Here is a 24005-nt window from a genome sequence, read left to right as displayed (position 1 = left end):
CGGTCAGTCAACGCGAATTTCGCTCACATCTCCGGGTCGGCAGCATCCAGGAGCACGCCAGTGCATCAACAGTTAAAGCGCTCGAGAGAACCGAATAACCAACGATGCCCAACTATAGATTGCTGCCAAAACGAGCTGTTTGCCTAGTTATTTTTCGCATTGCACAAATACCGCCCACAGGCGCTTGGCAGCGAGCGTCGGATCATATAGCTAATCAGGACGCTTCTTTTCTTTTGGCGCGTCTCCAGCGCCATTTCCGCCTATTTCGGAGGATTATATGACGGATACGAGCGCAAACATCGTTCTCGGCGACAAAAAAGTAGAGATGCCGGTCAAGAAGGGCACGATCGGGCCTGACGTGATCGACATTGGCGCATTGTACAAGAACACCGGCGCCTTCACCTACGACCCCGGCTTCACCTCCACTGCGGCGTGCGAATCCAAGATCACCTATATCGATGGCGACAACGGCGTGCTTCTGCATCGCGGTTACCCGATCGAGCAACTGGCCGAGCACGGCGACTTCCTGGAAACCTGCTACCTGCTGCTTTACGGTGATCTGCCGACCGCCGCACAGAAGAAGGATTTCGATCATCGCGTCACGCACCACACCATGGTGCACGAGCAGATGAACAAGTTCTTCAGCGGCTTCCGTCGTGACGCCCACCCGATGGCTGTCATGGTCGGCACCGTCGGCGCGCTGTCTGCCTTCTATCACGACTCGACCGACATCACCGATCCGCATCAGCGCATGGTAGCGTCGCTCCGCATGATCGCAAAGATGCCGACGATTGCGGCCATGGCCTACAAGTACCATATCGGCCAGCCCTTCGTTTACCCGCAGAACGATCTCGACTATTCGACGAACTTCCTGCGCATGTGCTTTGCCGTGCCGTGCGAAGAGTACAAGGTGAACCCGGTTCTGGCGCGCGCCATGGACCGTATCTTCATCCTGCATGCGGATCACGAGCAGAACGCCTCGACCTCGACCGTCCGTCTGGCCGGTTCGTCGGGCGCCAATCCGTTTGCCTGTATCGCCGCCGGCATTGCCTGCCTCTGGGGTCCCGCGCACGGCGGCGCCAACGAAGCAGCGCTCAACATGCTGCAGGAAATCGGCACGGTCGACAAAATTCCGGAATACATTGCCCGCGCCAAGGACAAGAACGATCCGTTCCGCCTGATGGGCTTTGGTCACCGCGTCTACAAGAACTACGACCCGCGTGCGAAAATCATGCAGAAGACCACGCATGAGGTTCTGGCCGAGCTTGGCCACAAGGACGATCCGCTTCTGCAGGTCGCCATGGAACTCGAAAAGATCGCGCTGACCGATCCTTATTTCATCGAGAAGAAGCTTTACCCGAACATCGACTTCTATTCGGGCATCACGCTGAAGGCGATGGGCTTCCCGACCACGATGTTCACCGTGCTCTTCGCTCTGGCCCGCACTGTCGGCTGGATCGCCCAGTGGGCCGAAATGATCGAAGATCCGCAGCAGCGTATCGGTCGTCCGCGCCAGCTTTACACCGGCGAACCGCAGCGCGATTACGTGCCGGTTTCCAAGCGCTAAGCTCGGGACAAACAGACAAAGAAAAACCCGGTCACTGACCGGGTTTTTTATTGGAAAGAAGATCGATCACGATGGCGGCGGCGGCCTCACCCGGCGGCACGGGCACGCTGAGGTTCTTCCAGGTCAGATCGAAACCTTCCAGCATGGCGCGACGCGGGCCGCTATCATGTGAAAGTTGCTCAACCCAACGGCAGAGCGCACCCGGACGCACGACTTCATTGATATATTCCGGCACGACCACACGGTCGGCGATCAGGTTCGGCAACGCGCCCGACCATATCTTGATACGCTTGGCCATCATGGTGATCAGCCAGTCGGCCTTATAGGCGGAAACGACCGGAACATTTGCCAGCGCCAACTCAAGGATAACGGTGCCTGACGCCGCGATCGCCGCATCGGCCTCGACAAAGGCAGTCCACTTGCCAGCCTGATCCACAACGATCTCCGGCTTGATCTCCAGTCCCGCAACAATCTCGCGTACCAGTGCCTCGCGACGCTTGACGGTCGGCAGAATGAAACGCGCTGGGCCGTTGCGTTGGACAAACTCTTGCATCACATCGCCAAAGATCGGCAGCAATGCCTTGATCTCCGCTCCACGAGAGCCCGGAAGGAGCAGTATCGTTTTCGGGTCACCGGCATTTTTCAGGGGCCTTGCGGTACGCAGTTCGCGCACCCGCAGAATGTCGGAGTCAGCCGTCAGCCGGTGCCCCACAAAATCCGTGGGTGGACCGCCCAGTCGCTGCATCGCTTCCGGCTCGAAGGGCAACACGGCCAGCACACGGTCCACGTAAGGCAACATCGCCTTTGCGCGATATTCCTTCCAAGCCCAGACGCTCGGGCAGACATAATTGACAATCGGCAGATCGGGCAAAGCCGCCCTCACCTTCTTCGCCACGCGATGGGTAAAGTCCGGGCTATCAATGATGATCAGCACATCAGGCCTTGCGGCGATAATCGCCTCCGCAGTCTGGCCAATACGACGGATCAAGCTCGGCAGACGCGCCAGAACCTGGGTAATCCCCATGATCGACAATTCGGAAAAGTCGAAAAGCGAGCGCAACCCCTGTGCCTCCAGGGCATCACCGCCGACGCCGACCAGTGCGACGGGCGCACCCACTTTTGCTTTCAAAGCGGCAATCAGGTCACCGCCCAGAAGGTCACCGGAAACCTCACCGGCAACCACGGCCACCTTCAAAGCGGGTTCGCTCATGACAATCCCTCATCCGGCAGACCGGCATCAATACCACAGACAAAAATGCCTTCGGCGTCCGCCAAAGCAATCATGTCTTCGCGATCGAGAACCAGAGCGCGTCCGGCCTCGACGGCAATACCGCCAAGCCCGGCGGCAACTGCATTACGAACGGTCGAAGGGCCGATCGTCGGCAGATCGGCGCGGATATCCTGCTGCGGCTTGCAAAGCTTGACCAACACCCCTTTGCGACGAGCGGATACCCGTCCGGCTGCTCGAAGTGCGGCTACACGTTGCAACATGGCATCCGTGCCTTCCACACCCTCCAGCGCGACGATACGACCGCCGACACTGACGGAACCCTGCCCGACATCCAGCTCGCCAAGCAGCCGTGCCGCATGGCCTGCCTTGTGGACATCACGACGATCATCATCTGAAGGCTTTACCGCACCGACCGGCCCAACCGTGGCCAACAGGTCCGGTGCGATCTGGTGCACGCCCATGACCTCGCATCCCATCGCCTCGAACAGGCGAATGACCATCTGCAATACGGTGTCGTCGCCACCCGCCAGCAATGTGCGTACGACGGACGGCATCTTGCGGATCGTCCGCCAAGTGGGCCGGATCTCGCGCCATTCAGGCCTGCGCGCGACGCCACCTGACATCACCACACGACCGATGCCACGATCACGCACGGCCTTTTCAATGGTCGCCAAATCGCCGACACTTGCAGGCACGCACTCGAAAGCAGAGAAATCGCGATCGGCTTCGTTCTTCAATGGAACGATCAGCGGGTCCTCGCCGGCGCGGCGGGCGGCTTCAGCCACATACAACGGCAAAAGGCCGCTTCCGGCGATGATCGCCAAGCGGCCTTTTGGTGTTTCTGCCGGAACGCCGGCCAAGAGATCAGGCCTTGCCACGATGCGGCGACGAGATCGCACGATCGCTGTCTGCGCCGATGAAATCGAGGATCTCCATGACTTCCGGGCAATCCAGATACTCGTCGCGAAGTGCCGCAGCATTGGTTCGGATATTGCCTTCGGCTTCAAAGATGTCCTTGTAGGCCCGGCGCACTTTGTGAATAGTCGCCCGTTCGATACCGGCTCTCGTCATGCCGACAACGTTGAGGCCACCGAGAAGACCGGGATTGCCATTGAGCATGCCGTAAGGAATGACGTCATAGTTCACGGCGGACAGGCCACCGATAAACGCCTGACGACCAATACGGCTGAACTGGTGAACGGCGGAACCGCCACCGAGAATGACGCGATCGCCAACTTTCACATGGCCGGCCAGCATGACATTGTTCGACATGATGATGTCATTGCCGAGAATGCAGTCATGGGCGACATGTGAATTGGCCAGGAACAGGCAACGGTCACCAACGACGGTCGTGCCGCCGCCATCCACTGTGCCGGTGTTCATCGTCACACCTTCGCGCATCGTGCAGTTTTCACCAACGAACAGCGTGGTTTCTTCACCTGCGTGATGCACGCTCTGCGGATCACCGCCGATGACGGCCATCGGAAAGATGCGTGTGCCGCGCCCAACTTGTGTGCGACCTGTGACAACGGCATTGGAGATCAGCTCGACGTCATCGCCGAGAACGACCTTCGACCCGACCCGACAAAACGGGCCGATCGAAACGTTTTCGCCTATGACCGCACCATCCTCGACAACTGCCATCGGATGGATGCGTGCGCTTGCTGCTACCGTGCTCATCACGCGTCCTTACGACGGATCATCGCGCCGATATCGGCCTCAGCAACAACAGCTCCGTCCACCTTCGCATCGCAATGGAACTTCCAGATGTTGCCGCGCTGCTTCTGCTTGCTGACATGGAATTCGACGCGATCGCCCGGCACAACCGGCTTGCGGAAGCGGGCATTGTCGATCGTCATGAAGTAGACGAGATTGCCGCCTTCGCCTTCCTTCAGCGCGCAGATGGCGCCGGCCGTCTGCGCCATTCCTTCCACGAGAAGAACGCCCGGCATGATCGGCTGGTCCGGAAAATGTCCGGTGAAATGCGGTTCGTTGGCGGTGACATTCTTGATTCCGATCGCCGAATTATCGCCGTCGATCTCAATGATCTTGTCCACCAGCAGGAAGGGATAGCGGTGCGGCAAGAGCTTCATGATCTGCTGGATGTCTGCCGACGCCAGGGTCGTGTTGCCCTCAGCCATTCCGGTCTCCTCTTTTCTTTGCGCGTTCATCGGAACGCATCATGATTTCTGCAATATCTCTCAGGAAATCGGGCATGGGGCGCGCCGGAATTCCACCATATTTGGCCTTCGGCGGAATATCGCCGACAACGCCACTCATGGCTGCGATCTGCACGCCGTCGCCAATCGTTATGTGACCATTGATGCCCGAGGCACCACCGATCATCACGCCGTCGCCGATCGTTGTCGAACCGGCAATACCCGTTCCCGAGGCAAGGCCACAATGACGGCCGATACGGACGTTATGGGCAATCTGCACGAGATTATCGATCTTCGTGCCCTCACCGATAACGGTATCGTCCATGGCCCCACGGTCGATTGTGGTATTGGCACCGATCTCGACATTGTCCTGAATGATCACACGGCCGATCTGCACGATCTTCATGAAACCGCGTGGACCCGGCGCATAACCGAAACCGTCCTGGCCGATGCGTGCGCCATTATGGATGATCACACCATTGCCGATCATCGACGCAACGATGGAAGCACCAGCCGCAATCGTGCAGTCACGCCCGATCGTGACATTGGCACCGATGACAGCCCCTGCCCCAATCCGTGTCCCGGACCCGATTTCAGCGCCGGCGCCGATGACGGCCATGGGCTCGACATTCACACCATCTTCCAGCTGTGCCGTCGGATCAACGTATGCGGCAGGCGAAATACCGCCTGGTTCAGACGTAATGGCTGACGGGCGCAAGCCTTCCGGATGCAACAGCGCACCTGCCGCCGCAAAAGCGGCATGCGGCGTGCGCGTCAGCAGAACTGGAATGTGATCAGGGACAGCAGACCGCAGACCGGCATCACAAAGGATTGCCGAGGCCTGACAGGTTTCAAGCTCTGCCTTGTTCTTGCGGGAAAGGATGTAACAGATGTCACCCGCCTTGGCGCGGAAAACCGGCGAGACAGAGCGGACCAACCGCTCGCCTGCCGTCTCATCCAAAAGCTCCGCCCCCAAGTGGCGGGCGAGCTCTTTCAAGCTCACCCCCTCATGGGGCGGAAAAAATCGATTATCGTCCATCAGCCTCAGCTCCAGAACATTTTATGTGGTCGTTCTGGACCAAAAGGATCAGAACTGGTTCGCCATGCTGAAGCGGAAGTTCTGCGTTTCGTCGTAGTCTTCCTTGGCAACCGGCACGGCATAATCGACGCGCAGTGCACCGAAGGGCGAAGCCCAGGTCAAGCCTGCACCAACCGACGCGCGGATGGAGTTGTCGTCACGTACGCCGGCCGCCGGAACGTCGTTGCCATAAAGGACACCGGCATCGGCAAAGGCGTTCAGACGCAGACCAAAATCTTCCGGCAGACCCGGAGCGGGAATGCTGACTTCAGCCGAAGCGTTGAAGTAGGTGGTACCGCCGAGCGCATCGCCATTCGGCATACGCGGACCGAGACCGTTGTTCTCGAAGCCACGAACCTGCTTACCGCCGAAGGTGAACTGATCGAAAATGTTCAGCTTGTCGCCGGTGGCGATAACGTGTCCTGCACCCGCCGAGAGCTGGCCGATGATATCGGCTTCGTCAGACAGAAGGGTGAAGTAACGGGCACGGCCATAGATCTTATAGTATTCGGAATCACCGCCAAGACCCGCATATTCATGCGTCACGGTTGCATAAATACCTTCACGCGGAAGGGTCATGCTGTCGACCGTGTTATAGGTCAGCGTCTGCGAAATCGACGACTGCACGTAATCGCCATGATTGATCATGTCGATATATGGCTGAGACAGGTTACCGTTGTTCAGGTAATTATCGTTACCGTCGTAACCGATTTCCTTATAGGTGTACCGGAACGTCGTCGCCAGATCTTCGGTGATCGGAGCCGTCACACGCAGCGTGAAACCCTGCTCGTTGTAATCATAGTAGTCTTCGCTCGAAGACTGGCTTCTGAACACATCGAAACCGGCCGCCAGACGATACCCGAGGAAATAGGGCTCGGTGAACGAAAGCGAGTAGGTGCGAGCATCATCGAGACCGCCACCAACGGCGATACGGATGTACTGACCACGACCGAGGAAGTTCTTTTCTTCGATCGAAGCCTCGAGAATGGCGCTGTCGCTGCTCGGCGAGTAACCGACGCCGATACCGAACGAACCGGTCGACTGATCCTCGACATCAACAACGATGATGACGCGGTCGGCAGACGTACCCTGCGTGGTCGAGATGTTGACCTTGCCGAAATAGCCCAGAGCCTCGAGACGACGCTTGGCGCGCGTGATCATGGTCTGGTTGAAGGCGTCGCCTTCGCTGATATCAAACTCGCGACGGATAACATAGTCACGCGTACGGGTATTGCCGCGAACTTCGATGCGCTCGACATAGGCGCGCTCGCCCTGATCGACGAGGTACGAAACGCCGATCGTGTTGTTCTGGAAGTTACGGTCACCGCGCGGCGTAACACGTGCAAACGGGTAACCCGCAGCAGCGACACGCTCAGAAATGGCTTCCATGGACTTCTGGATGTCCTTGGCACTGTAGGTGTCGCCGGACTTCGTTTCGACAAGACCCTGCAGGTCTTCGGCATTGATGCCATCAACCGTCGATTCGACGCGAACATCACCAAACGTGTAGCGCTGACCTTCTTCGACGGTGAAGTTGACCGTGTAGGCGTTCTTCGACTCGTCCAGAGCAGCATCCGAAGACACGACACGGAAGTCGGCGTAACCGTGGTTGTAATAGAACTGGCGCAGAGCCTCTTCGTCCGCACGGCGCTTGTCGTCGTTATAGACATCCTTGCGGGTGAGGAACGAGAGCGGACCGGATTCCTTCGTGGCGATAACGTCACGCAGACGGCGGTTGCCGTAAGCCTGGTTGCCGACGAAGTTGATCGAGTCGATCTTGGTGCGGTCGCCTTCATTGATCTGGAACGCGATATTGACGCGACCCTGACCAACCGGAACGACCTGCGTGGTAATTTCGACGTCACTGCGGCCGGTCGCCGAATAGGCTTCCTTGAGGCGCTCCACATCAGACGACAGCAGGGCATCGCTGTAAGGACCGAGCGGCTGCGTCTGCACGGCACCCGCCAGCTTGTCATCCTTGATCTTGCGATTGCCGTTGAAAACGACCTGGTTGACGAGCTGGTTCTCGTTAACGGTCACAACCAGCGAACGACCGGAAACACTGATCCGAACGTCGGAAAAATAACCTGTGGAATACAGACGCTTCACCGATTCATCGATGTCAGCCTCGGAGAAGCTAACACCCGGACGAATGGTGATGTTGGAGCGAACAGCCTCCTCACCGGCGCGCTGCGCACCGCGGACGTCCACCCGCTGGATGGTAGCGGCCTGAGCAATCGGAGCAGAGGCAAGTACAACGACACCCGCACCCGATGCGACAACACTAGCAGACAGCGCAAACGCCGACACTGCGTTCAAAAACTTTGAACCAGCTTTCATATTCACTTCATACCTTTTTCCGTTGTCCCTCGACGGGAGACACCCGACTCCGGCCACGTGTGTCGTTTTACCTTCTTTTGTCCTACAAGCAAGGCATTGCGTTAATTTCTATTTACTTCCTTCGCAGGCGTGGCTCAATCGCCACGCGCACCTGCAAACAGGGTAAATAAACGGTTTCCGCACCGTTATGAAACACTTAACCGATCCACCTTCCGATCGTGTCATTCCAAGTGGCGAACACCATCAGCGTCAGAATCAGCGCAAAGCCAAGCCTGAAGACGATCTCCTGAACCCGCGCATTCAGAGGACGTCCCCTTAGTGCCTCAAGCGCGTAAAGCAGCAAGTGGCCACCGTCAAGCACCGGAACAGGCAACAAATTCATCAACCCCAGAGATACGGAGATAACCGCTGCAAAATTCAGCACGGCGACAAACCCGAGCGTCGCCATCTGCCCGGTCGTTTCAGCGATTCGGATCGGCCCGCCGATCTGATCGGCACGCATGCGACCGGCAAAAATATTGGCGATATAACGCCCGGTGCCGGTGATGATATTACCGGTCTCCTTGAAGCCTTCGATCACCGCGGCGCCTGGAGAAAACTGCTGTACGCGAAAATTGCCACGCTGCTCATTGGTGACGATGCCGATCAGGCCCAGTTCCACCTTGTTGCCGAACTGGTCCGTAATCTCTTCGCGCTTGGGAACCATCGGCAAATCGAGTCGCGACCCTTCTCGCTCCACGGTCACGATAATCGGCACGAGCGGGCGGATACTCACGTAGCGGCGCACCTCGTCGAACGTCGAAACCTCATGGCCATCGAGGGCGACCAGCCTGTCGCCGACGGTGACGCCAGCGACCTGTGCGGCGCTATCGGGCCGGACTTCCGCCACGACCGGATCTGCGACAATCTTGCCGTAGACACTGAACAAGACTGCAAAAATGGCGATGGCGAGAATAAAGTTGGCGATCGGCCCGGCGGCGACAGTCGCCGCTCTTTTCCACAGCTTTGCGCCGGCCAGCGTCTGGCCTCGCTCCGCCTCGCTCATGCCGGCAAGCGCATCGGCGCCCGGCATGCTGGCCGCATCCTCGTCGCCGTAGAATTTCACATAGCCGCCGAGGGGGATTGCCGAAATTTTCCAGCGTGTCCCATGGCCGTCGGTATAACCGATCAGTTCCGGCCCGAAACCGACTGAAAATGCCAGAACCCGAATGCCGCTCCAGCGACCAACCAGGTAGTGACCCATTTCATGAACGAAAACGAGCACCGAGAGGACAAGAATAAACGGGATTATGTACCCGGTCAGCACGCCGAAAACTGCCATTACGCCATCCATCCTGCTTAACCGGCTCCCTGCCCTGATTTATGTGCCTGAATTCACGCTTTCAGAACGGCCTTACAGACCGAAGAGGAAACCGGCAACCGATGTTTCGCCATATCCCGTCCAGGCAGCGTGAGCCATGGCCAGCAGAAACGCCGTGAAACAGGCAAAAACGAGACCGTCAACACGATCCATCACGCCGCCGTGTCCGGGGATAAGATGGCTGGAGTCCTTTACGCCGAAGCGGCGCTTGATGAAGGATTCGAAAAGGTCACCAATCTGGCTTGCCACCGACAGAGCCAGTGCCAACATCACGGTGCGAGGAGAAATCTGCGAAAAAAAGGAAAGAGTGAGCACGCTTCCGAGCACGACGCCCGAAACAGTGCCGCCGATTGCGCCTGACCAGGTCTTGCCGGGAGAGATGCGCGGCGCGAGTTTTGGGCCACCAATGGAGCGACCGAAAAAATAGGCAAGGATATCCGTACCCCAGACGACGGCGAACAGGAACAAGGTCGCCATAAAGCCGAACTGGTCACCACCGCGGATCGCGGCCAGGGAAATGCCGCTCAAGCCCGCATAAAGCACGCCACCCGGCATCCAGCCACTGCCACGTCGCAAAAACTTCAGCAGAAGCGCCGTAATCACGAAACCACCCAGAAGCGGCGCTCCCAGGCTGACGTCACCAAACGCAAGATTGGCGGCGATACAAACGACGGCGACCCAGCCGAAGGCATCACCACGCAGGTCAACCTCCGGCAGGCGCGTCATCTTCGACCATTCGTAATAGATCAGCAGCGACATCCCGGCTGCAAACAACCTGAATGGCGTACCGCCGTACCAGGTCGCTGCCAAGGTGACGGCAGCCATGACGATCGCCGAGATCGTACGCTTGCGCAGTTCGCTGGCCATCAGCCGGCAACCGCGGCAGGCTTGGTCGTCAAGCCGCCGAAACGCCGCTCGCGCGCGGCATAGGTTTTCAACGCGTCAAAAAACATCTGTCGATCGAAGTCAGGCCAAAAATCGGGGATGAAAAGAAACTCCGAATAGGCAGCCTGCCACAGCAGGAAATTGGAAAGACGCTCCTCACCGCTCGTGCGAATGATCAGATCCGGATCCGGAATGCCGGCCGTATCGAGCCGCCCATCGATCATGGCGGCATCAATATCTTCCGGCCTCAACAGGCCAGCCGCAACATCGACCGCGAGACGTTCGATCACGCGCAGGATCTCGTTGCGTGACCCATAATTGAAAGCGATCACCAGAGTCAGGCCACTGTTGGCGCGCGTCGTTTCTTCCGCTTCAAGCAGCATCGGCAGCAGATCGCCCTGAAGATTGCGGCGATCCCCGATAATGCGGATGCGGACATTCGAACGATGCAATTCGGCCAGATCGCGGCGAATGAAGCGCCGCATCAGGCCGAGCAAATCGGTCACCTCGGTTTCCGGCCGGCTCCAGTTCTCCGAAGAGAAGGCGAAAAGCGTCAGGTACTCGACACCCGCCTCGCCCGCTGCCTTGACGGCCTCACGCACCGCCTCGACGCCCTTGGTGTGCCCGATCGTGCGCGGCAGGCCGCGCTGGTTTGCCCAGCGACCATTGCCATCCATGATGATGGCAACATGCTTCGGGATCACGGTTAGATCAGGTTTCACCATTTTCGGTCCGACGTTTATGACAGCGATCAGCGGGCAATCATGCAGGCCTTAAACCTGCATGATTTCCTTTTCCTTCTCCGCAAGCAAGCGGTCCAGTTCGGAAATCGCATCGTCTGTCATCTTCTGGATTTTTTCAGACTGCGCGCGGCTGTCGTCCTGACCGATATCGCCGTCCTTTTCAGCCTTCTTCAAGGCGTCCATGCCGTCACGACGAACGTTGCGAACGGCGACCTTGCTCTTCTCGGTATAGTCATGAGCGACCTTCACCAGAGACTTGCGGCGCTCTTCGTTGAGTTCCGGCAGCGGAATACGAAGGTTCTGACCGTCCATGATCGGGTTGAGGCCGAGATTCGATTCGCGGATAGCACGGTCGACAGCGTTGACCATCGACTTGTCCCAGATGGACACGCCGAGCATGCGCGGCTCGGGAACGGTGATGTTGGCAACCTGGTTGAGCGGAACGCGCGAACCATAGGCTTCAACCGTCACAGGGTCGAGAATGTTGGCAGAAGCGCGGCCCGTGCGCAGCGAGGCAATGTCGCTCTTGAAGGCCGATACAGCGCCGTCCATGCGACGCTTGATGTCGTTGAGATCGATGGCACCGCTCATCTTACACTCCGTAGTTTGTTTTGAGGCCCGCTGCGATCTCGCGCGGGCCTATTGGGATCAATTGTCTGAAACGATGGTTTTGAGACCACCGCCGGTCAGGATTTCCGCGAAACCGCCGCGTTCGTGGATCGAGAAGACGATAATCGGGATCGTGTTCTCCTGCGCAAGCGCAACAGCCGTAACATCCATCACCGCAAGACCTTTTTCCAGCACTTCCGCATGGGTCAGCGTGTCGAAGCGGGTCGCGGTCGGATCCTTCTTCGGGTCAGCGGTATAGATACCGTCAACCTGGGTGCCCTTAAACAGCGCTTCCGCACCGATTTCGGCCGCACGCAGAGCGCCGGCACTATCGGTCGTGAAGAACGGGTTGCCGGTACCGCCGGCAAAGATCACCACCCTGCCCTGCGACAGGTGATGCAGCGCCTGACGCTGCGAGAAGCTTTCACAGATCTCCGGCATGGAAATGGCCGAAAGAACCACCGTATCGACGCCGAGCTTGCGCAGCGAGGTCGCCAGCGCCAGCGCGTTGATGACGGTTCCGAGCATGCCCATATGGTCGCCGGTGACCCGGTCGCCGCCCTTGGAGGCTACGGCCACGCCGCGAAAAATATTGCCGCCACCGACAACGATACCGACATCGACGCCCATCCGGCGCGCGTCGGCGATATCTGCCGCGATACGATCCGCGACTGTCACGTCAATGCCAAAACCCTGGCTGCCCATCAGGGCTTCGCCGGACACTTTCAAAAGCACACGTTTATAAATTGGCTGGGAAGACATGGATACTCCTTCGAGGCTCGCACCGCCAAGCCGGATACACGAAGGGCATCGCGTTGTCACGCGATGCCCTTGTGATTATTGATATTGTATAAAGTTATCAGCCCTTGGAAACGGCTGCGACTTCCGCTGCGAAGTCGGTCTCTTCCTTTTCGATGCCGTCGCCGAGCAGAAGGCGGGCCATGCCGGTGACTTCGATCGGAGCGCCGACTTCCTTTTCGGCAGCCTTGACAGCTTCGCCGACAGTCATGTCAGGGTTGATGACGAAAGCCTGCGACAGAAGGGCAACTTCTTCGAAGAACTTGCGCATGCGGCCTTCGACCATCTTTTCGATGATGGCTTCCGGCTTGCCGGATTCGCGCGACTGTTCGATGAAGACGTTGCGTTCGCGCTCGGCGACAGCAGCATCGACTTCTTCCGAACGGATGGCGAGCGGAGCCGTTGCAGCAATGTGCATGGCAACCTGGCGGCCGATGGCGCTCAGGGCATCCTTGTCGCCGGTCGACTTCAGGGCAACCAGAACGCCGAGCTTGCCGAGACGGTCCGCAGCAGCATTGTGGATGTAGGTCGCAACAACGCCGTCTTCGACTTCGAGAGCCGCCGAACGACGCAGGTTCATGTTTTCGCCGATGGTGGCAACGGCGTCCTTGATGGTGTCGGTGACCGACTTGCCGGTTGCCGGGTAGTTAGCAGCCGAAACGGCTTCAACAGTGCCGTCGGTGGTCAGAGCCACGTCGGCAATGCCGCGAACCATGGTCTGGAAAGCGTCGTTACGGGCAACGAAGTCGGTTTCGGAGTTGACTTCGACGACAACAGCCTTGGTGCCGTTCGATGCAACGCCGATCAGGCCTTCAGCAGCCGTACGGCCCGACTTCTTGTCGGCCTTGGCGATGCCCTTGGCGCGCAGCCAGTCGATTGCTGCTTCGATGTCGCCGTTGTTTTCGGTCAGCGCCTTCTTGCAGTCCATCATGCCTGCGCCAGACTTTTCGCGCAGTTCCTTCACCAGTGCAGCGGTGATTTCAGCCATTGTGAGCCTCTTGTCGGTTCGAGTTGCGTGCCGCCGGAAAAACCTCGGCGAACTCAAGGTTTTGGGAACGAATGTACCCGGAAGTATGACAGGGTGATGAAGATCATCACCGGCCTGCCGTCTCGACCGCAGAAGTAACGTATGCGGGAGGACAGGTCCTTAAACGACCAAGGCCAGGGATTGTGATCTCTGGCCTTGGACGAATTCGAAAAGATGGAGCGGTCTGGCCGCTCCGCCCCAGACGATTAAGCCTGAGCTTCGGCTTCGCCTTCGAGAGCCGGCTCGATCGGAGCTTCGGCCATACCGCCGAGGTCACGACCGGAAGCGCCCTGCTGGCGAGCGATGCCGTCGATAGCAGCGCGAGCGATCAGGTCGCAATACAGCGAGATGGCGCGCGAAGCGTCGTCGTTGCCCGGGATCGGGTAATCGATGAGGTCCGGATCGCAGTTCGAGTCGATGATAGCGACGACCGGTATGCCCAGGCGCTTGGCTTCGTCGATGGCGATCTTTTCCTTGTTGGTGTCGATGATCACCATCAGGTCCGGGGTGCCGCCCATGTCGCGAATACCGCCGAGAGCCTTTTCAAGCTTCTCGCGTTCGCGCTCGAGGTTCAGGCGCTCTTTCTTGTTGTAGCCGGACTGTTCCGAAGCCAGGATCTCGTCGAGCTTGCGCAGACGTGCGATCGAGTTCGAAATGGTCTTCCAGTTGGTCATCATGCCGCCGAGCCAACGCGAGTTGACGTAGTACTGGGCAGAACGCTTGGCCGAGTCAGCGATCAGCTCGGAAGCCTGACGCTTGGTGCCAACGAACAGAACGCGGCCGCCACGGGCAACGGTGTCCGAGATGACCTGCAGGGCGCGCGACAGCATCGGAACGGTCTGCGCGAGGTCGATGATGTGGATGTTGTTACGATCGCCGAAAATGTACGGCTTCATCTTCGGGTTCCAGCGGTGAGTCTGGTGGCCGAAGTGGACGCCTGCTTCGAGAAGCTGACGCATGGAGAAATCGGGCAATGCCATGCCTAGTTATCCTTTTCCGGTTGAACCTCCGCAAGGCGAACAGCATCCCATTCAGGAATGCCACCGGGCGGAACCGATCGGATTTCTCCCGAACGACCCCATGCCTTACGTGTGGAATGCTGGTGCCCATACAGCGCTTCGCCCGTCAGATCAAGGCAAAAGCGTAAAAAAGATCGTACCGCTTCAGTCGTCGCCGCAGGGCCAAATGGCGGGCGCTTGCAAACCGCTGGGCAGTTTGGTGCCCTTATCGCCGCAGGCAAGATCGACCTGCGCCTGAGACAAGTCCGCAGCGCCGGAAAGATCAAGCCCCTCGATATGGGTCAGGAACATGAAGGCGCGATCAAAGCGGGGCGGCTTGGTGAAGGTCGCCTTGCTCAGGTTGGCACGCGAAAGATTGGCGAGCGTAAAGTCGGCATCGGTCAGGTCGGCCTTGTCATAGGTCGTCCGGCCAAGCTCCGCCTTCTCGAAATTCGCACCCGTCAGATTCGAACCCCCGAAATTTGCTCGCTGCAACTCGGAGGATTCGAAATTGGCATTCTTCGCCGAAATGTTCTGAAGTCCGGCGCGATACCCTTCGGCACGAGAAAAATCAGCATCATCCGCAGTCGAGCCGGTAAACCAGGCGCGAATTATGCGGGCCTTATGGAGATTGGCGCCGGAAAGATTGTTGTTCCTGAGATCGGTCAGCGAAAAATCGGCTTCGGAAAGGTTCGCTCCCTGAAAGTCGTTGCCCGACATCATCAGGTTCTTCTTGATGCAACCACTCCAGTCGACCTTTGCCGCCGGATAGGAACCGCAACTGGCTGCACCGGCAACAGCCGGCACAACAAGGTAGCTCGCGCCGGCAATGACCGCCGCACACAAAAGACCGGAGATAACACCAGATCGCTGATACATAGCCCGACTTCCAACTCAGCTTCGAACTTCTGCCCACATATATGGGGCCGATCAAAGACAACGTCATCACTTTGTGCTGATAGACAGTCGTTTATTTGCAATCCGGCGCCTTATCGAGCACTTCGAGTTTCGCAAGCTGCCCGGTCAGAACGAAATCGCCATAATCCATGGTGAGATCGCGCGTAATTCCGTTGTCGTAGAGCTTGAACGACATGCGGTAGATCGGCACCGCGTCACCCTCGCCGCTATCGTTGAAATAGGCAATCGTCACCGGCCAATAGGGCTGCTTGGAAAATTCGCCTGCCTGACCGGCATCCGTGTCATCGGCGGCCGGTGTCTGCTTCTTGCCGACGACGGTCGAGGTCAGCATGCTCTTGTCGCCATCCTCGGAGCCGTCAAAAACACGGGCCTCAAAGAATCGCTTGCCCTTGCGGGCATTCTCCAGAACCTCCAGCATATGCTGGGTCGGAAACTGGCTGGGCGTCAGGTCCAGTTGGCGCGTGTCCGGCTTCTGCAGTTCCACCTTGACGCCGGTCGAGACGTTGGTTGCCTCGCCGCTCACCTGCTTGTCGAGCTGCTCATCGGTAAAGGACTTTGTCTCGAAGCGGAATTCCTTGAGATCCGCGTTCTCGAATGTCGTCGTCTGCTGGTCGGTGGTGCGCTGGTCTTCGCCGGTATCCGTCTTGGTGACGAATCGGAAATTGGTGGTGAAGCCGGTACAGGCGGAACCTGTAAATTCGTAGACCATGCGGCCATACATGCCCTCGATGCCGGAACGTTCCGACACATCCTTGAGCTTGAGATCGTAGATAGCCCGATGCGGGATGAGCGCGCGCGCGCCTTCGACGCCGGCAGCAGCCGATGTGGCGGCAGACGCCATCATTGCCGCCGTGAATGCCAGCCCGAGCGTCAAACGAAACATTCAATCTCTCCTATCGGACTCACAGCGCAGTGTTATAAGAACGCCATAGAGCAATGCTTATCGTCCTGCATGCAGGATTTCTGCTCATATTACAACAAAAGCCGGAGACCGAAATGTCCGATGCCATCGAAAGCCGCCTGAACGAACTCGGGATCACCCTGCCCGTCGCAGCAGCGCCCGCCGCCAACTATGTATCCTATGTCATCAGCGGCAACCTGCTCTACATTTCCGGTCAATTGCCGACTGAAGATGGCAAACTTGAGATCAAGGGCCTTGTTGGTCAGGACGTCGATGTCGCGACCGCCAGCCGCGCCGCCGAACTCTGCGCCATCAACATTCTCTCGCAGGCCAAGGCAGCGCTTAACGGCGATCTCGGCAAGATCAAGCGTGTCGTCAAGCTTTCGAGCTTCGTCGCCTCGGCTCCGGGCTTCACCGAACAGCATATCGTCACCAATGGCGCATCGAACCTGATCGCCAATGTTCTGGGCGAAGCCGGCAAACACGCCCGCGCCGCCGTCGGCATGGCCGCTCTGCCGCTCAACGCCGCCGTCGAAATCGAAGCCATCATCGAGATCGACGCATGACGTCTGCATCCTGGATCAAGGACCTGCCGGTCGCCCATCGCGGCTACCACGACATGAACAATGCGATCTGGGAAAACACGCTGTCTGCTTTCGAGCGGGCAGCGGAAGCCGGTTTCGCCATCGAATGCGACCTGCAGCTTTCCGCAGACAGCGAAGTCATGGTTTTCCATGATGATACGCTGGATCGTCTGTGCGGCATTTCAGGTGATGTGCGCGAGCGAACTGCTGCGGAACTCGGCATGCTGTCGATCGGCGGCACCAAGGACCGTATCCCGACGCTGAAGCAGATGCTGAAGCTCGTCGCCGGCCGCGTGCCTTTGGTCATCGAGATCAAGGGCCGCACCGCAGAACTGGATGACGGTTTCGTCGAGGCTGTGCTGGAAGTGCTGGAAGACTACAAGGGCATGGTCGCCCTGATGAGTTTTGACCATCACATCCTGCGCGACCTGAAGCGTGTCGAGGCGCCCTACCCACTTGGCCTCACCGCCATGGGCGACAAGCCGGATGATTTCTTCAAGCACGACGATGCCATGCATCTGGGGCTGAATTTCATCTCCTACCATTGGCCGCACCTGCCCAACAGTTTCATCACGGCTCAGCAGAAAGCCGGCATTCCGATCATCACCTGGACGGTGAGGGATGAAAATGCTCGCGAACATACTTATAAATATGCTGACCAGATGACTTTTGAGGGTTTTGACCCGAGGGAGACTTCCTCCCGCTAAGAGGCAGACTTCCTCCTGCCAAAAGAGACGCATGACCGGAAATCTCACAATCCGCATCGAAAACTCTTTCAAAGCGATCAGCCCCGAAAGCTGGTCGCGCCTCTCCGGAACACACCGGGGCGGCACCCTGCCCTATAATCCCTTCCTGTCGCATGCCTATCTTTCCGCGCTGGAAGAATCCGGCTCGGCAACCGCCAAGACCGGCTGGCACGGCCATCACCTCCTGCTCGAAACTGAGGCTGGAAAACTGATCGGCGCCATTCCCGGTTACCTGAAAAGCCACAGCCAGGGCGAATACGTGTTCGACCACGGTTGGGCCGATGCTTTCGAGCGCGCCGGCGGTCAATATTACCCGAAACTGCAATGTACCGTGCCGTTCACGCCCGCCACCGGCCCGCGCCTCTTAACCGCCGAAGGTTACGATGCCGATGTGATGCAGGACACGCTGGCGGCCGGTCTGCAGGAAGTCACACGACAGCTCGGCATTTCCTCAGCCCACGTTACCTTCGTGCGCGAGCAAGAGTTGGCCGCGCTGGAAGATGACGGCTATCTGCACCGAACCGACCAGCAGTTTCATTTCATCAACAATGGCTATGCCGACCATGCGGCTTTCCTCGACACCTTGTCGTCCCGCAAACGCAAGGATCTGAAGAAGGAACGCCGCGCCGCGCTGGAAAACGGCATCAGTATCGACTGGCTGAAGGGTTCCGACCTGACGGAAGACATCTGGGACCAGTTCTTCACGTTCTACATGGACACCGGCGGCCGCAAATGGGGTCGGCCATATCTCACGCGCCAATTCTATTCGCTGATCGGCGAACGGATGCCCGGTGATATCCTGCTGGTGATGGCCAAACGCGAGGGAAAATATATCGCCGGCGCCATCAATTTTATCGGCGAGGATGCGCTTTACGGCCGCCATTGGGGCTGCATCGAGGATCACCCGTTTCTGCATTTCGAGGTCTGCTACCATCAGGCCATCGATTTCGCGCTCGCCAACGGTCTGAAGCGGGTCGAGGCCGGCGCGCAGGGCGAGCACAAGCTGGCGCGCGGTTACCTGCCCGTCACCACCCATTCCGCCCATTACATCGCCCATCCGGGGCTCCGCAACGCCGTTGCCCAATATCTCGAGCGCGAACGGCATGAGGTCGAGGAAATGAGCGGTTATCTGAGCGAACACAGCCCGTTCCGCAAAGGCGAACGGCAGGAACAAGACTGAAGCGCGACCAAGCGCACCAAAGGAGAGGATTACATCCATGAGCGGCATCGCCTATGACGACGGCAATATCTTTGCAAAAATCCTGCGCGGCGAAATCCCATGCCACCGCGTTTATGAAGACGCCGATACGCTGGCCTTCATGGATGTGATGCCACAGGCGCCGGGTCATCTGCTCGTCATCCCCAAACAGCCATCACGCAACATGCTGGATGCCGACCCGGCTGTGCTCGCCAAGACGATTGCGGTGGTCCAGAAGCTCGCTCGCGCCGCGCAGGACGCGTTCGATGCCGATGGCATCTATATCGCCCAGTTCAACGAACCGGCGGCCGGCCAGACCGTGTTCCATCTGCATTTCCACATCGTGCCGCGCCATGAAGGCGAAGCCCTGAAGCCGCATTCCGGCAAGATGGAAGACAACGAAATCCTTGCCACCAACGCCGAAAAGATCATCGGCGAACTCGGCAACTGATTACGGCTGCAGAAACAACAATCCGGCAATGAGGATGGCGATCGGCACAAGCACACCGACCGCTACTCTCTTTCCCGTTCCGAGAAACACCGCAAAACCGATGCCGGCAGCGGCCAATCGCAGCCACAGCGGCGAATTGGCAAGTGTGCCGGTCGGAAACACGATCAGCTTGGCCGTGACCGCCATCACCAGTGCCGTCGCTACCGCCCTCACCCAATACAGCGCTTCGGAATCCTCGTTCAGCCGATGGCCGATCAGCACCCCCATCCAGCGCCAGATATCGGTCGCGAGAAATCCGGCAATGATGATCACCGCATAGGTCCACCAACCGTCAGCCATTACGCCACCTCCGATTTCGGCAGCACCTTGCGGCGACGCCGCCGGTCGATGAGATAGGCGACCGTACCCCCGCCGATACCGGCAACGAGAACATCAAATCCCGGCACCACCAGCGCCAGCGTCGGCCCGGCGACGATGCCGATGACAAAGGCGATCTTCACCACCGGCTGAACCGCGCTCGCCCAGATCGACGAAATGAAATAGACCGGGGTCAGCATGAACAATGCTCCGGCGATGACCGGCGGGAATTGCGACACCACGCCGTAACTGACACCGACGATCAACGTATTGGTCAATGTCAGCGTCATGCCGAAACCGGCGAAAAACGCCACGCGATGATTGCGCGGCACATCGCGCAAATGCCGCGAGGCAAACACCCAGGATGTGATGGCGATGAAGTGCGAGACGAACAGCAGGATCGGCAGGGGCGTCTTTTTGGTCCGCATTTCCGGCATGATCGACGCCACCATCGGCATCATGCGGATCGACGACAGCGTCACCGCCAGAAATGACGCCGCTATATGAGCATTGCCGAGCATGCTGCCGACCAGAATCATCTGCGCCGGCAAAGCCCATATGCCGAGCGTCATCGCTACGGCCTCACCGCGCGTCAGCCCCGATTCCAGCGCAAAAGCGCTGAAGCCGATATAGGATGTCATCAGGATGAAGGCGGGCAACGAAATGATGCCGCGCATGCCGGTCAGGAACCAGCCAAGATTGCCGCGCGTGTCTATTGGATGAGACATGGAGTGTCCGGTTGGGAATGTCCGATTGGCGGGAGAGGTCCGGTTATCGTTCGTCAACCGCACTACCGAAATGCCGCCGTCGGGACAAGCCCATCACGCCTTTCAAACGCCGTCAAACCCCAGATAGGCAGGTGGCACCTTGTCCGTCAGCCACACCCCATTATCCGCCTGAAAGAATTCAAAACCGTCGCGCTGCATGGCACCGGTGTCGACTTTCAGCACGACCGGCTTCCCATGTCGGCTGCCCACCTTGATCGCAGTCTCTTCATCAAGCGACAGGTGCACATGCCGCCTGCTGCCGGCCTTCAGCCCTTCGGCAAGGATCGAATCGAGATTGTCACGCGAGGTGCCGTGAAACAGGCTTGGCGGCGGCTCCCTCGGCGTCAGAGCCAGATCGATCGCCACCGAATGCCCCTGCGCCGCCCGGATCAACCGGCCATCGTCTGACAGGCTGAAGCGCTTCTTGTCGCTGGTGGCAACAGTATTTTCAAGTATTTCTCGGTCGATCTTAAAGCCTTGATTTCGCGCCGCTACGATCAGCGCATCGACCGGCGTCCAGCCATTGGCATCAAGCGTGATTCCCAGCCTCTCCGGCGCGTGGCGCAAAACATGGCTCAACAGCCTGCTGATTTCACTCGACATCGGTAGCCTTCCCACCGGCGTCAACGCCGGCATTCACTGCTCTCATCACAAGGCGGCGAATATAGGCGACGGTCGAACAGCGGAAAGCCAAAAACGACAATGCCGGGTTTTTACCCGGCATTGTACTCATTCAGAACCGTCGGAACGGTATCACTTTTTTTTCGGCACCTTCGGAACGGCGCTGGTCTTCTTAGGCGTTGCCTTGGCAGGCTTTTCCTCGGCGATGACGTCACCATCATCCGCGGCCTGCGCCTTGGCAGCGCTGCCACCCTTGGCTTTCGGTTCGGACTTCTTGGCCGCCTTCGGCTTCGAAACCTTGCCCTTCACCTCTTCGGCAGCTTCCTTCACCTCGGCTTCCGGCTTCGGCTTGACCGGCACGGCTTCCGAGATGCATTCGAGCTTCAGCGTGGTCTTATCATCCTCGTCCTTGCCGACCGTGACGTTGACCACACCACCCTTGCGCAGCTTGCCGAACAGGATCTCGTTGGCGAGCGGCTTCTTGATGTGCTCCTGGATGACACGCGACAACGGCCGCGCACCCATCTTTTCGTCATAGCCCTTGTCGGCCAGCCAGGCGATCGCATCCTGATGCAGGTCGAAGGTGACGTTGCGTTCAGACAGCTGGGTTTCCAGCTGCATCACGAACTTCTGCACAACCTGATGAATGACTTCCGTCGGCAGCGGTGCGAACGGAATGATCGCATCGAGACGGTTGCGGAATTCCGGCGTGAACAGGCGGTTGAGTGCCTCTTCGTCTTCACCGGTGCGCTTGGAGGAACCGAAGCCGATGGCGGCCTTGGCCATTTCCGATGCGCCCGCATTGGTCGTCATGATCAGGATGACGTTACGGAAGTCGATCTTCTTGCCGTTGTGGTCGGTCAGTGAACCGTGGTCCATAACCTGCAGAAGGATATTGTAGATATCCGGATGCGCCTTCTCGATTTCGTCGAGCAGAACCACTGAATGTGGATGCTGGTCGACGCCATCGGTCAGAAGACCGCCTTGGTCGAAACCGACATAGCCTGGAGGTGCGCCGAGCAGTCGCGAGACCGTGTGGCGTTCCATGTATTCCGACATGTCGAAGCGCAGCATTTCCACACCGAGCGATGCGGCAAGCTGTTTGGCGACTTCCGTCTTGCCGACGCCGGTCGGGCCGGAGAAGACATAGGAGCCGATCGGCTTGTTCGGTTCGCGAAGACCCGCACGCGCCAGCTTGATCGCCGTCGAAAGAGCCTCGATCGCCTTGTCCTGACCGTAGACGACGGAACGCAGTTCCTTTTCCAGGTTGGCGAGAACCATCTCGTCATCCTTGGACACCGTCTTTGCCGGAATGCGAGCCATCGTGGCGATCGTCGCCTCGATTTCCTTTTCCGTGATCAGCTTGCGGCGCTTGGAAGCGGTCAGCAGCATCTGCGCCGCACCGGTCTCGTCGATCACGTCGATCGCCTTGTCCGGCAGCTTGCGGTCGGAGATGTAGCGGGCCGACAGTTCGACAGCCGCCTTGATCGCTTCGTTGGTGTAACGCAGCTTGTGATACTCTTCGAAATAAGGTTTCAGGCCCTTCATGATCTCGATCGCATCCGGGATCGACGGCTCATTGACGTCGATCTTCTGGAAACGGCGAACCAGAGCCCGGTCCTTTTCGAAGAACTGGCGATATTCCTTGTAGGTCGTCGAACCGATGCAGCGGATCTGACCAGAGGACAGAGCCGGCTTCAACAGGTTGGACGCATCCATGGCGCCGCCCGACGTCGCACCCGCACCGATAACGGTGTGGATTTCGTCGATGAACAGGACGGCACCCGGATATTCTTCGAGTTCCTTGACGACCTGCTTCAAACGCTCTTCGAAATCGCCGCGATAACGGGTACCGGCCAAGAGCGTGCCCATGTCGAGCGAAAAGATCGTCGCATCGGCGAGCGCTTCCGGCACTTTGCCTTCGACGATACGCTTGGCAAGACCTTCGGCGATCGCCGTCTTGCCGACGCCCGGATCACCCACGTAAAGCGGGTTGTTCTTGGACCTACGGCACAGAACCTGGATCGTACGGTTGACCTCGGAATGACGACCGATCAGCGGATCGATACGACCATCCTTGGCCTTGTCATTGAGGTTGACGCAATAAGCCTTCAGTGCGTCTGCCGGCTTCTTGGTCGCGCCATCATCCTGCTCGCGAGACGACGAGGATTTGGCATCCGCATCGCCTTCTTCTGCGCCACGCGGCGTACGCGCCTGCGAAGCACCCGGCCGCTTGCCGATGCCGTGGCTGATGTAGTTGACCGCATCGTAGCGCGTCATTTCCTGCTCCTGCAGGAAGAACGCGGCATGGCTTTCACGCTCGGCAAAAATAGCGACGAGCACGTTGGCACCGGTCACTTCTTCACGACCGGAAGACTGGACATGAATGACGGCGCGCTGGATGACGCGCTGGAAGCCGGATGTCGGTTTGGAATCCTCGTCGTAACCGGTGACGAGGTTGGCAAGTTCGTTATCGACGTAATCGGACACCGTCTTGCGAAGGTTGTCCAGATTGACATTGCACGCGCCCATGACAGCCGCCGCATCGGAATCATCGATAAGCGCCAGGAGCAGATGCTCCAGCGTTGCATATTCGTGGTGCCGCTCATTGGCGAAGGTCAGTGCCTGATGCAGCGCCTTTTCGAGACTAGGCGAAAATGTTGGCAC

At 58.6% G+C, this 24005-nt stretch carries 24 protein-coding genes; 5 read left to right on the top strand and 19 right to left on the bottom strand.

Features of this window, described 5'->3' with window-relative positions; genetic code table 11:
* Nucleotides 1–277 precede the first annotated feature (277 nt).
* Complete coding sequence (gltA, locus tag GAO09_RS05905) at nucleotides 278–1567, top strand: citrate synthase (protein WP_153353123.1); 1290 nt, start codon at nucleotides 278–280, stop codon at nucleotides 1565–1567.
* A 31-nt stretch (nucleotides 1568–1598) separates the two neighbouring features.
* Here gltA and lpxB read toward each other — a convergent pair whose 3' ends face one another.
* The 15 genes from lpxB to GAO09_RS05830 all read right to left on the bottom strand — a co-directional run bounded on the left by lpxB (nucleotide 1599) and on the right by GAO09_RS05830 (nucleotide 16596).
* Nucleotides 1599–2777, bottom strand: a complete 1179-nt coding sequence (lpxB, locus tag GAO09_RS05900; RefSeq protein WP_153353122.1) for a lipid-A-disaccharide synthase — start codon at nucleotides 2775–2777, stop codon at nucleotides 1599–1601.
* Nucleotides 2774–3658 (bottom strand): LpxI family protein, encoded by an 885-nt coding sequence (locus GAO09_RS05895; RefSeq protein WP_235937951.1) that lies wholly within the window; start codon nucleotides 3656–3658, stop codon nucleotides 2774–2776. The genes lpxB and GAO09_RS05895 overlap by 4 nt, the downstream gene beginning before the upstream one ends.
* 4 nt (nucleotides 3659–3662) lie before the next feature.
* Nucleotides 3663–4478: an acyl-ACP--UDP-N-acetylglucosamine O-acyltransferase gene (lpxA, locus tag GAO09_RS05890; RefSeq protein ID WP_153353120.1), complete on the bottom strand. Its 816-nt coding sequence runs from the start codon at nucleotides 4476–4478 to the stop codon at nucleotides 3663–3665.
* On the bottom strand, nucleotides 4478–4939 hold the full coding sequence (fabZ, locus tag GAO09_RS05885; RefSeq protein WP_153353119.1) for a 3-hydroxyacyl-ACP dehydratase FabZ: 462 nt from the start codon (nucleotides 4937–4939) through the stop codon (nucleotides 4478–4480). Before fabZ ends, lpxA begins: the two co-directional genes overlap by 1 nt.
* A complete protein-coding gene (gene lpxD, locus GAO09_RS05880) occupies nucleotides 4932–5996 on the bottom strand; it encodes a UDP-3-O-(3-hydroxymyristoyl)glucosamine N-acyltransferase (RefSeq protein ID WP_153353118.1) in 1065 nt (354 codons plus the stop codon). The genes fabZ and lpxD overlap by 8 nt, the downstream gene beginning before the upstream one ends.
* Nucleotides 5997–6044: 48 nt before the next feature.
* Nucleotides 6045–8375, bottom strand: a complete 2331-nt coding sequence (gene bamA, locus GAO09_RS05875; RefSeq protein WP_153353117.1) for an outer membrane protein assembly factor BamA — start codon at nucleotides 8373–8375, stop codon at nucleotides 6045–6047.
* Between the two features lie 196 nt (nucleotides 8376–8571).
* Nucleotides 8572–9696: an RIP metalloprotease RseP gene (gene rseP, locus GAO09_RS05870; RefSeq protein ID WP_209018619.1), complete on the bottom strand. Its 1125-nt coding sequence runs from the start codon at nucleotides 9694–9696 to the stop codon at nucleotides 8572–8574.
* Nucleotides 9697–9768: 72 nt separating this feature from the next.
* Nucleotides 9769–10602, bottom strand: coding sequence for a phosphatidate cytidylyltransferase (locus GAO09_RS05865; RefSeq protein WP_153353115.1), 834 nt, complete (start codon nucleotides 10600–10602; stop codon nucleotides 9769–9771).
* On the bottom strand, nucleotides 10602–11345 hold the full coding sequence (locus tag GAO09_RS05860; protein WP_153353114.1) for an isoprenyl transferase: 744 nt from the start codon (nucleotides 11343–11345) through the stop codon (nucleotides 10602–10604). Before GAO09_RS05860 ends, GAO09_RS05865 begins: the two co-directional genes overlap by 1 nt.
* Nucleotides 11346–11393: 48 nt before the next feature.
* A complete protein-coding gene (gene frr, locus GAO09_RS05855; protein ID WP_153353113.1) occupies nucleotides 11394–11954 on the bottom strand; it encodes a ribosome recycling factor in 561 nt (186 codons plus the stop codon).
* 57 nt (nucleotides 11955–12011) lie between these two features.
* Complete coding sequence (gene pyrH / locus GAO09_RS05850) at nucleotides 12012–12734, bottom strand: UMP kinase (RefSeq protein WP_153353112.1); 723 nt, start codon at nucleotides 12732–12734, stop codon at nucleotides 12012–12014.
* Nucleotides 12735–12831: 97 nt separating this feature from the next.
* Nucleotides 12832–13758: a translation elongation factor Ts gene (gene tsf / locus GAO09_RS05845; protein WP_153353111.1), complete on the bottom strand. Its 927-nt coding sequence runs from the start codon at nucleotides 13756–13758 to the stop codon at nucleotides 12832–12834.
* Between the two features lie 245 nt (nucleotides 13759–14003).
* The gene (gene rpsB, locus GAO09_RS05840) at nucleotides 14004–14777 is read right to left on the bottom strand and encodes a 30S ribosomal protein S2 (protein WP_153353110.1); all 774 of its coding nucleotides are present in this window, start codon (nucleotides 14775–14777) and stop codon (nucleotides 14004–14006) included.
* Between the two features lie 183 nt (nucleotides 14778–14960).
* Entirely contained in the window at nucleotides 14961–15674 is a 714-nt protein-coding gene (locus GAO09_RS05835; RefSeq protein WP_153353109.1) for a pentapeptide repeat-containing protein, read from the bottom strand.
* 91 nt (nucleotides 15675–15765) lie between these two features.
* On the bottom strand, nucleotides 15766–16596 hold the full coding sequence (locus GAO09_RS05830; protein WP_153353108.1) for a cell envelope integrity EipB family protein: 831 nt from the start codon (nucleotides 16594–16596) through the stop codon (nucleotides 15766–15768).
* A gap of 113 nt (nucleotides 16597–16709) precedes the next feature.
* Here GAO09_RS05830 and GAO09_RS05825 point away from each other — a divergent pair, with 113 nt between their 5' ends.
* The 4 genes from GAO09_RS05825 to GAO09_RS05810 are packed head-to-tail and all read left to right on the top strand — an operon-like array spanning nucleotide 16710 to nucleotide 19593.
* The gene (locus tag GAO09_RS05825) at nucleotides 16710–17180 is read left to right on the top strand and encodes a RidA family protein (protein WP_153353107.1); all 471 of its coding nucleotides are present in this window, start codon (nucleotides 16710–16712) and stop codon (nucleotides 17178–17180) included.
* Nucleotides 17177–17905, top strand: a complete 729-nt coding sequence (locus GAO09_RS05820; RefSeq protein ID WP_153353106.1) for a glycerophosphodiester phosphodiesterase — start codon at nucleotides 17177–17179, stop codon at nucleotides 17903–17905. Before GAO09_RS05825 ends, GAO09_RS05820 begins: the two co-directional genes overlap by 4 nt.
* A 31-nt stretch (nucleotides 17906–17936) precedes the next feature.
* A complete protein-coding gene (locus GAO09_RS05815; protein ID WP_153353105.1) occupies nucleotides 17937–19124 on the top strand; it encodes a GNAT family N-acetyltransferase in 1188 nt (395 codons plus the stop codon).
* A 37-nt stretch (nucleotides 19125–19161) separates the two neighbouring features.
* Complete coding sequence (locus GAO09_RS05810; RefSeq protein ID WP_153353104.1) at nucleotides 19162–19593, top strand: HIT family protein; 432 nt, start codon at nucleotides 19162–19164, stop codon at nucleotides 19591–19593.
* Here GAO09_RS05810 and GAO09_RS05805 read toward each other — a convergent pair whose 3' ends face one another.
* From GAO09_RS05805 to clpA, 4 genes are all read right to left on the bottom strand, one after another.
* Nucleotides 19594–19932 carry an AzlD domain-containing protein gene (locus GAO09_RS05805; protein WP_153353103.1) on the bottom strand — a complete coding sequence of 113 codons (339 nt, stop codon included), beginning with the start codon at nucleotides 19930–19932 and terminating at the stop codon, nucleotides 19594–19596. It abuts the gene before it with no gap.
* Nucleotides 19932–20678, bottom strand: a complete 747-nt coding sequence (locus GAO09_RS05800; protein WP_153353102.1) for an AzlC family ABC transporter permease — start codon at nucleotides 20676–20678, stop codon at nucleotides 19932–19934. Before GAO09_RS05800 ends, GAO09_RS05805 begins: the two co-directional genes overlap by 1 nt.
* Nucleotides 20679–20780: 102 nt before the next feature.
* Nucleotides 20781–21320, bottom strand: a complete 540-nt coding sequence (locus GAO09_RS05795; RefSeq protein WP_153353101.1) for an RNA 2'-phosphotransferase — start codon at nucleotides 21318–21320, stop codon at nucleotides 20781–20783.
* Between the two features lie 150 nt (nucleotides 21321–21470).
* Nucleotides 21471–24005: an ATP-dependent Clp protease ATP-binding subunit ClpA gene (gene clpA, locus GAO09_RS05790; protein ID WP_324184749.1), complete on the bottom strand. Its 2535-nt coding sequence runs from the start codon at nucleotides 24003–24005 to the stop codon at nucleotides 21471–21473.

This window comes from Endobacterium cereale (assembly GCF_009617585.1).
Classification (GTDB): Bacteria; Pseudomonadota; Alphaproteobacteria; order Rhizobiales; family Rhizobiaceae; genus Neorhizobium; species Neorhizobium cereale.
The sequence above is the reverse complement of the archived record's forward strand: the minus strand, read 5'-3'. Positions and strand labels throughout refer to the sequence as shown.

What these genes read in the sequence shown, in the direction of transcription:
- rpsB (WP_153353110.1), bottom strand. Translation starts at nt 14,777, where the DNA reads ATGGCATTGCCCGATTTCTCCATGCGTCAGCTTCTCGAAGCAGGCGTC.
- GAO09_RS05820 (WP_153353106.1), top strand. Translation starts at nt 17,177, where the DNA reads ATGACGTCTGCATCCTGGATCAAGGACCTGCCGGTCGCCCATCGCGGC.
- pyrH (WP_153353112.1), bottom strand. Translation starts at nt 12,734, where the DNA reads ATGTCTTCCCAGCCAATTTATAAACGTGTGCTTTTGAAAGTGTCCGGC.
- GAO09_RS05800 (WP_153353102.1), bottom strand. Translation starts at nt 20,678, where the DNA reads ATGTCTCATCCAATAGACACGCGCGGCAATCTTGGCTGGTTCCTGACC.
- GAO09_RS05810 (WP_153353104.1), top strand. Translation starts at nt 19,162, where the DNA reads ATGAGCGGCATCGCCTATGACGACGGCAATATCTTTGCAAAAATCCTG.
- gltA (WP_153353123.1), top strand. Translation starts at nt 278, where the DNA reads ATGACGGATACGAGCGCAAACATCGTTCTCGGCGACAAAAAAGTAGAG.
- GAO09_RS05805 (WP_153353103.1), bottom strand. Translation starts at nt 19,932, where the DNA reads ATGGCTGACGGTTGGTGGACCTATGCGGTGATCATCATTGCCGGATTT.
- rseP (WP_209018619.1), bottom strand. Translation starts at nt 9,696, where the DNA reads ATGGCAGTTTTCGGCGTGCTGACCGGGTACATAATCCCGTTTATTCTT.
- lpxB (WP_153353122.1), bottom strand. Translation starts at nt 2,777, where the DNA reads ATGAGCGAACCCGCTTTGAAGGTGGCCGTGGTTGCCGGTGAGGTTTCC.
- tsf (WP_153353111.1), bottom strand. Translation starts at nt 13,758, where the DNA reads ATGGCTGAAATCACCGCTGCACTGGTGAAGGAACTGCGCGAAAAGTCT.
- GAO09_RS05830 (WP_153353108.1), bottom strand. Translation starts at nt 16,596, where the DNA reads ATGTTTCGTTTGACGCTCGGGCTGGCATTCACGGCGGCAATGATGGCG.
- GAO09_RS05865 (WP_153353115.1), bottom strand. Translation starts at nt 10,602, where the DNA reads ATGGCCAGCGAACTGCGCAAGCGTACGATCTCGGCGATCGTCATGGCT.
- bamA (WP_153353117.1), bottom strand. Translation starts at nt 8,375, where the DNA reads ATGAAAGCTGGTTCAAAGTTTTTGAACGCAGTGTCGGCGTTTGCGCTG.
- lpxA (WP_153353120.1), bottom strand. Translation starts at nt 4,478, where the DNA reads ATGAGCACGGTAGCAGCAAGCGCACGCATCCATCCGATGGCAGTTGTC.
- GAO09_RS05795 (WP_153353101.1), bottom strand. Translation starts at nt 21,320, where the DNA reads ATGTCGAGTGAAATCAGCAGGCTGTTGAGCCATGTTTTGCGCCACGCG.
- frr (WP_153353113.1), bottom strand. Translation starts at nt 11,954, where the DNA reads ATGAGCGGTGCCATCGATCTCAACGACATCAAGCGTCGCATGGACGGC.
- GAO09_RS05835 (WP_153353109.1), bottom strand. Translation starts at nt 15,674, where the DNA reads ATGTATCAGCGATCTGGTGTTATCTCCGGTCTTTTGTGTGCGGCGGTC.
- lpxD (WP_153353118.1), bottom strand. Translation starts at nt 5,996, where the DNA reads ATGGACGATAATCGATTTTTTCCGCCCCATGAGGGGGTGAGCTTGAAA.
- GAO09_RS05860 (WP_153353114.1), bottom strand. Translation starts at nt 11,345, where the DNA reads ATGGTGAAACCTGATCTAACCGTGATCCCGAAGCATGTTGCCATCATC.
- GAO09_RS05825 (WP_153353107.1), top strand. Translation starts at nt 16,710, where the DNA reads ATGTCCGATGCCATCGAAAGCCGCCTGAACGAACTCGGGATCACCCTG.
- GAO09_RS05815 (WP_153353105.1), top strand. Translation starts at nt 17,937, where the DNA reads ATGACCGGAAATCTCACAATCCGCATCGAAAACTCTTTCAAAGCGATC.
- fabZ (WP_153353119.1), bottom strand. Translation starts at nt 4,939, where the DNA reads ATGGCTGAGGGCAACACGACCCTGGCGTCGGCAGACATCCAGCAGATC.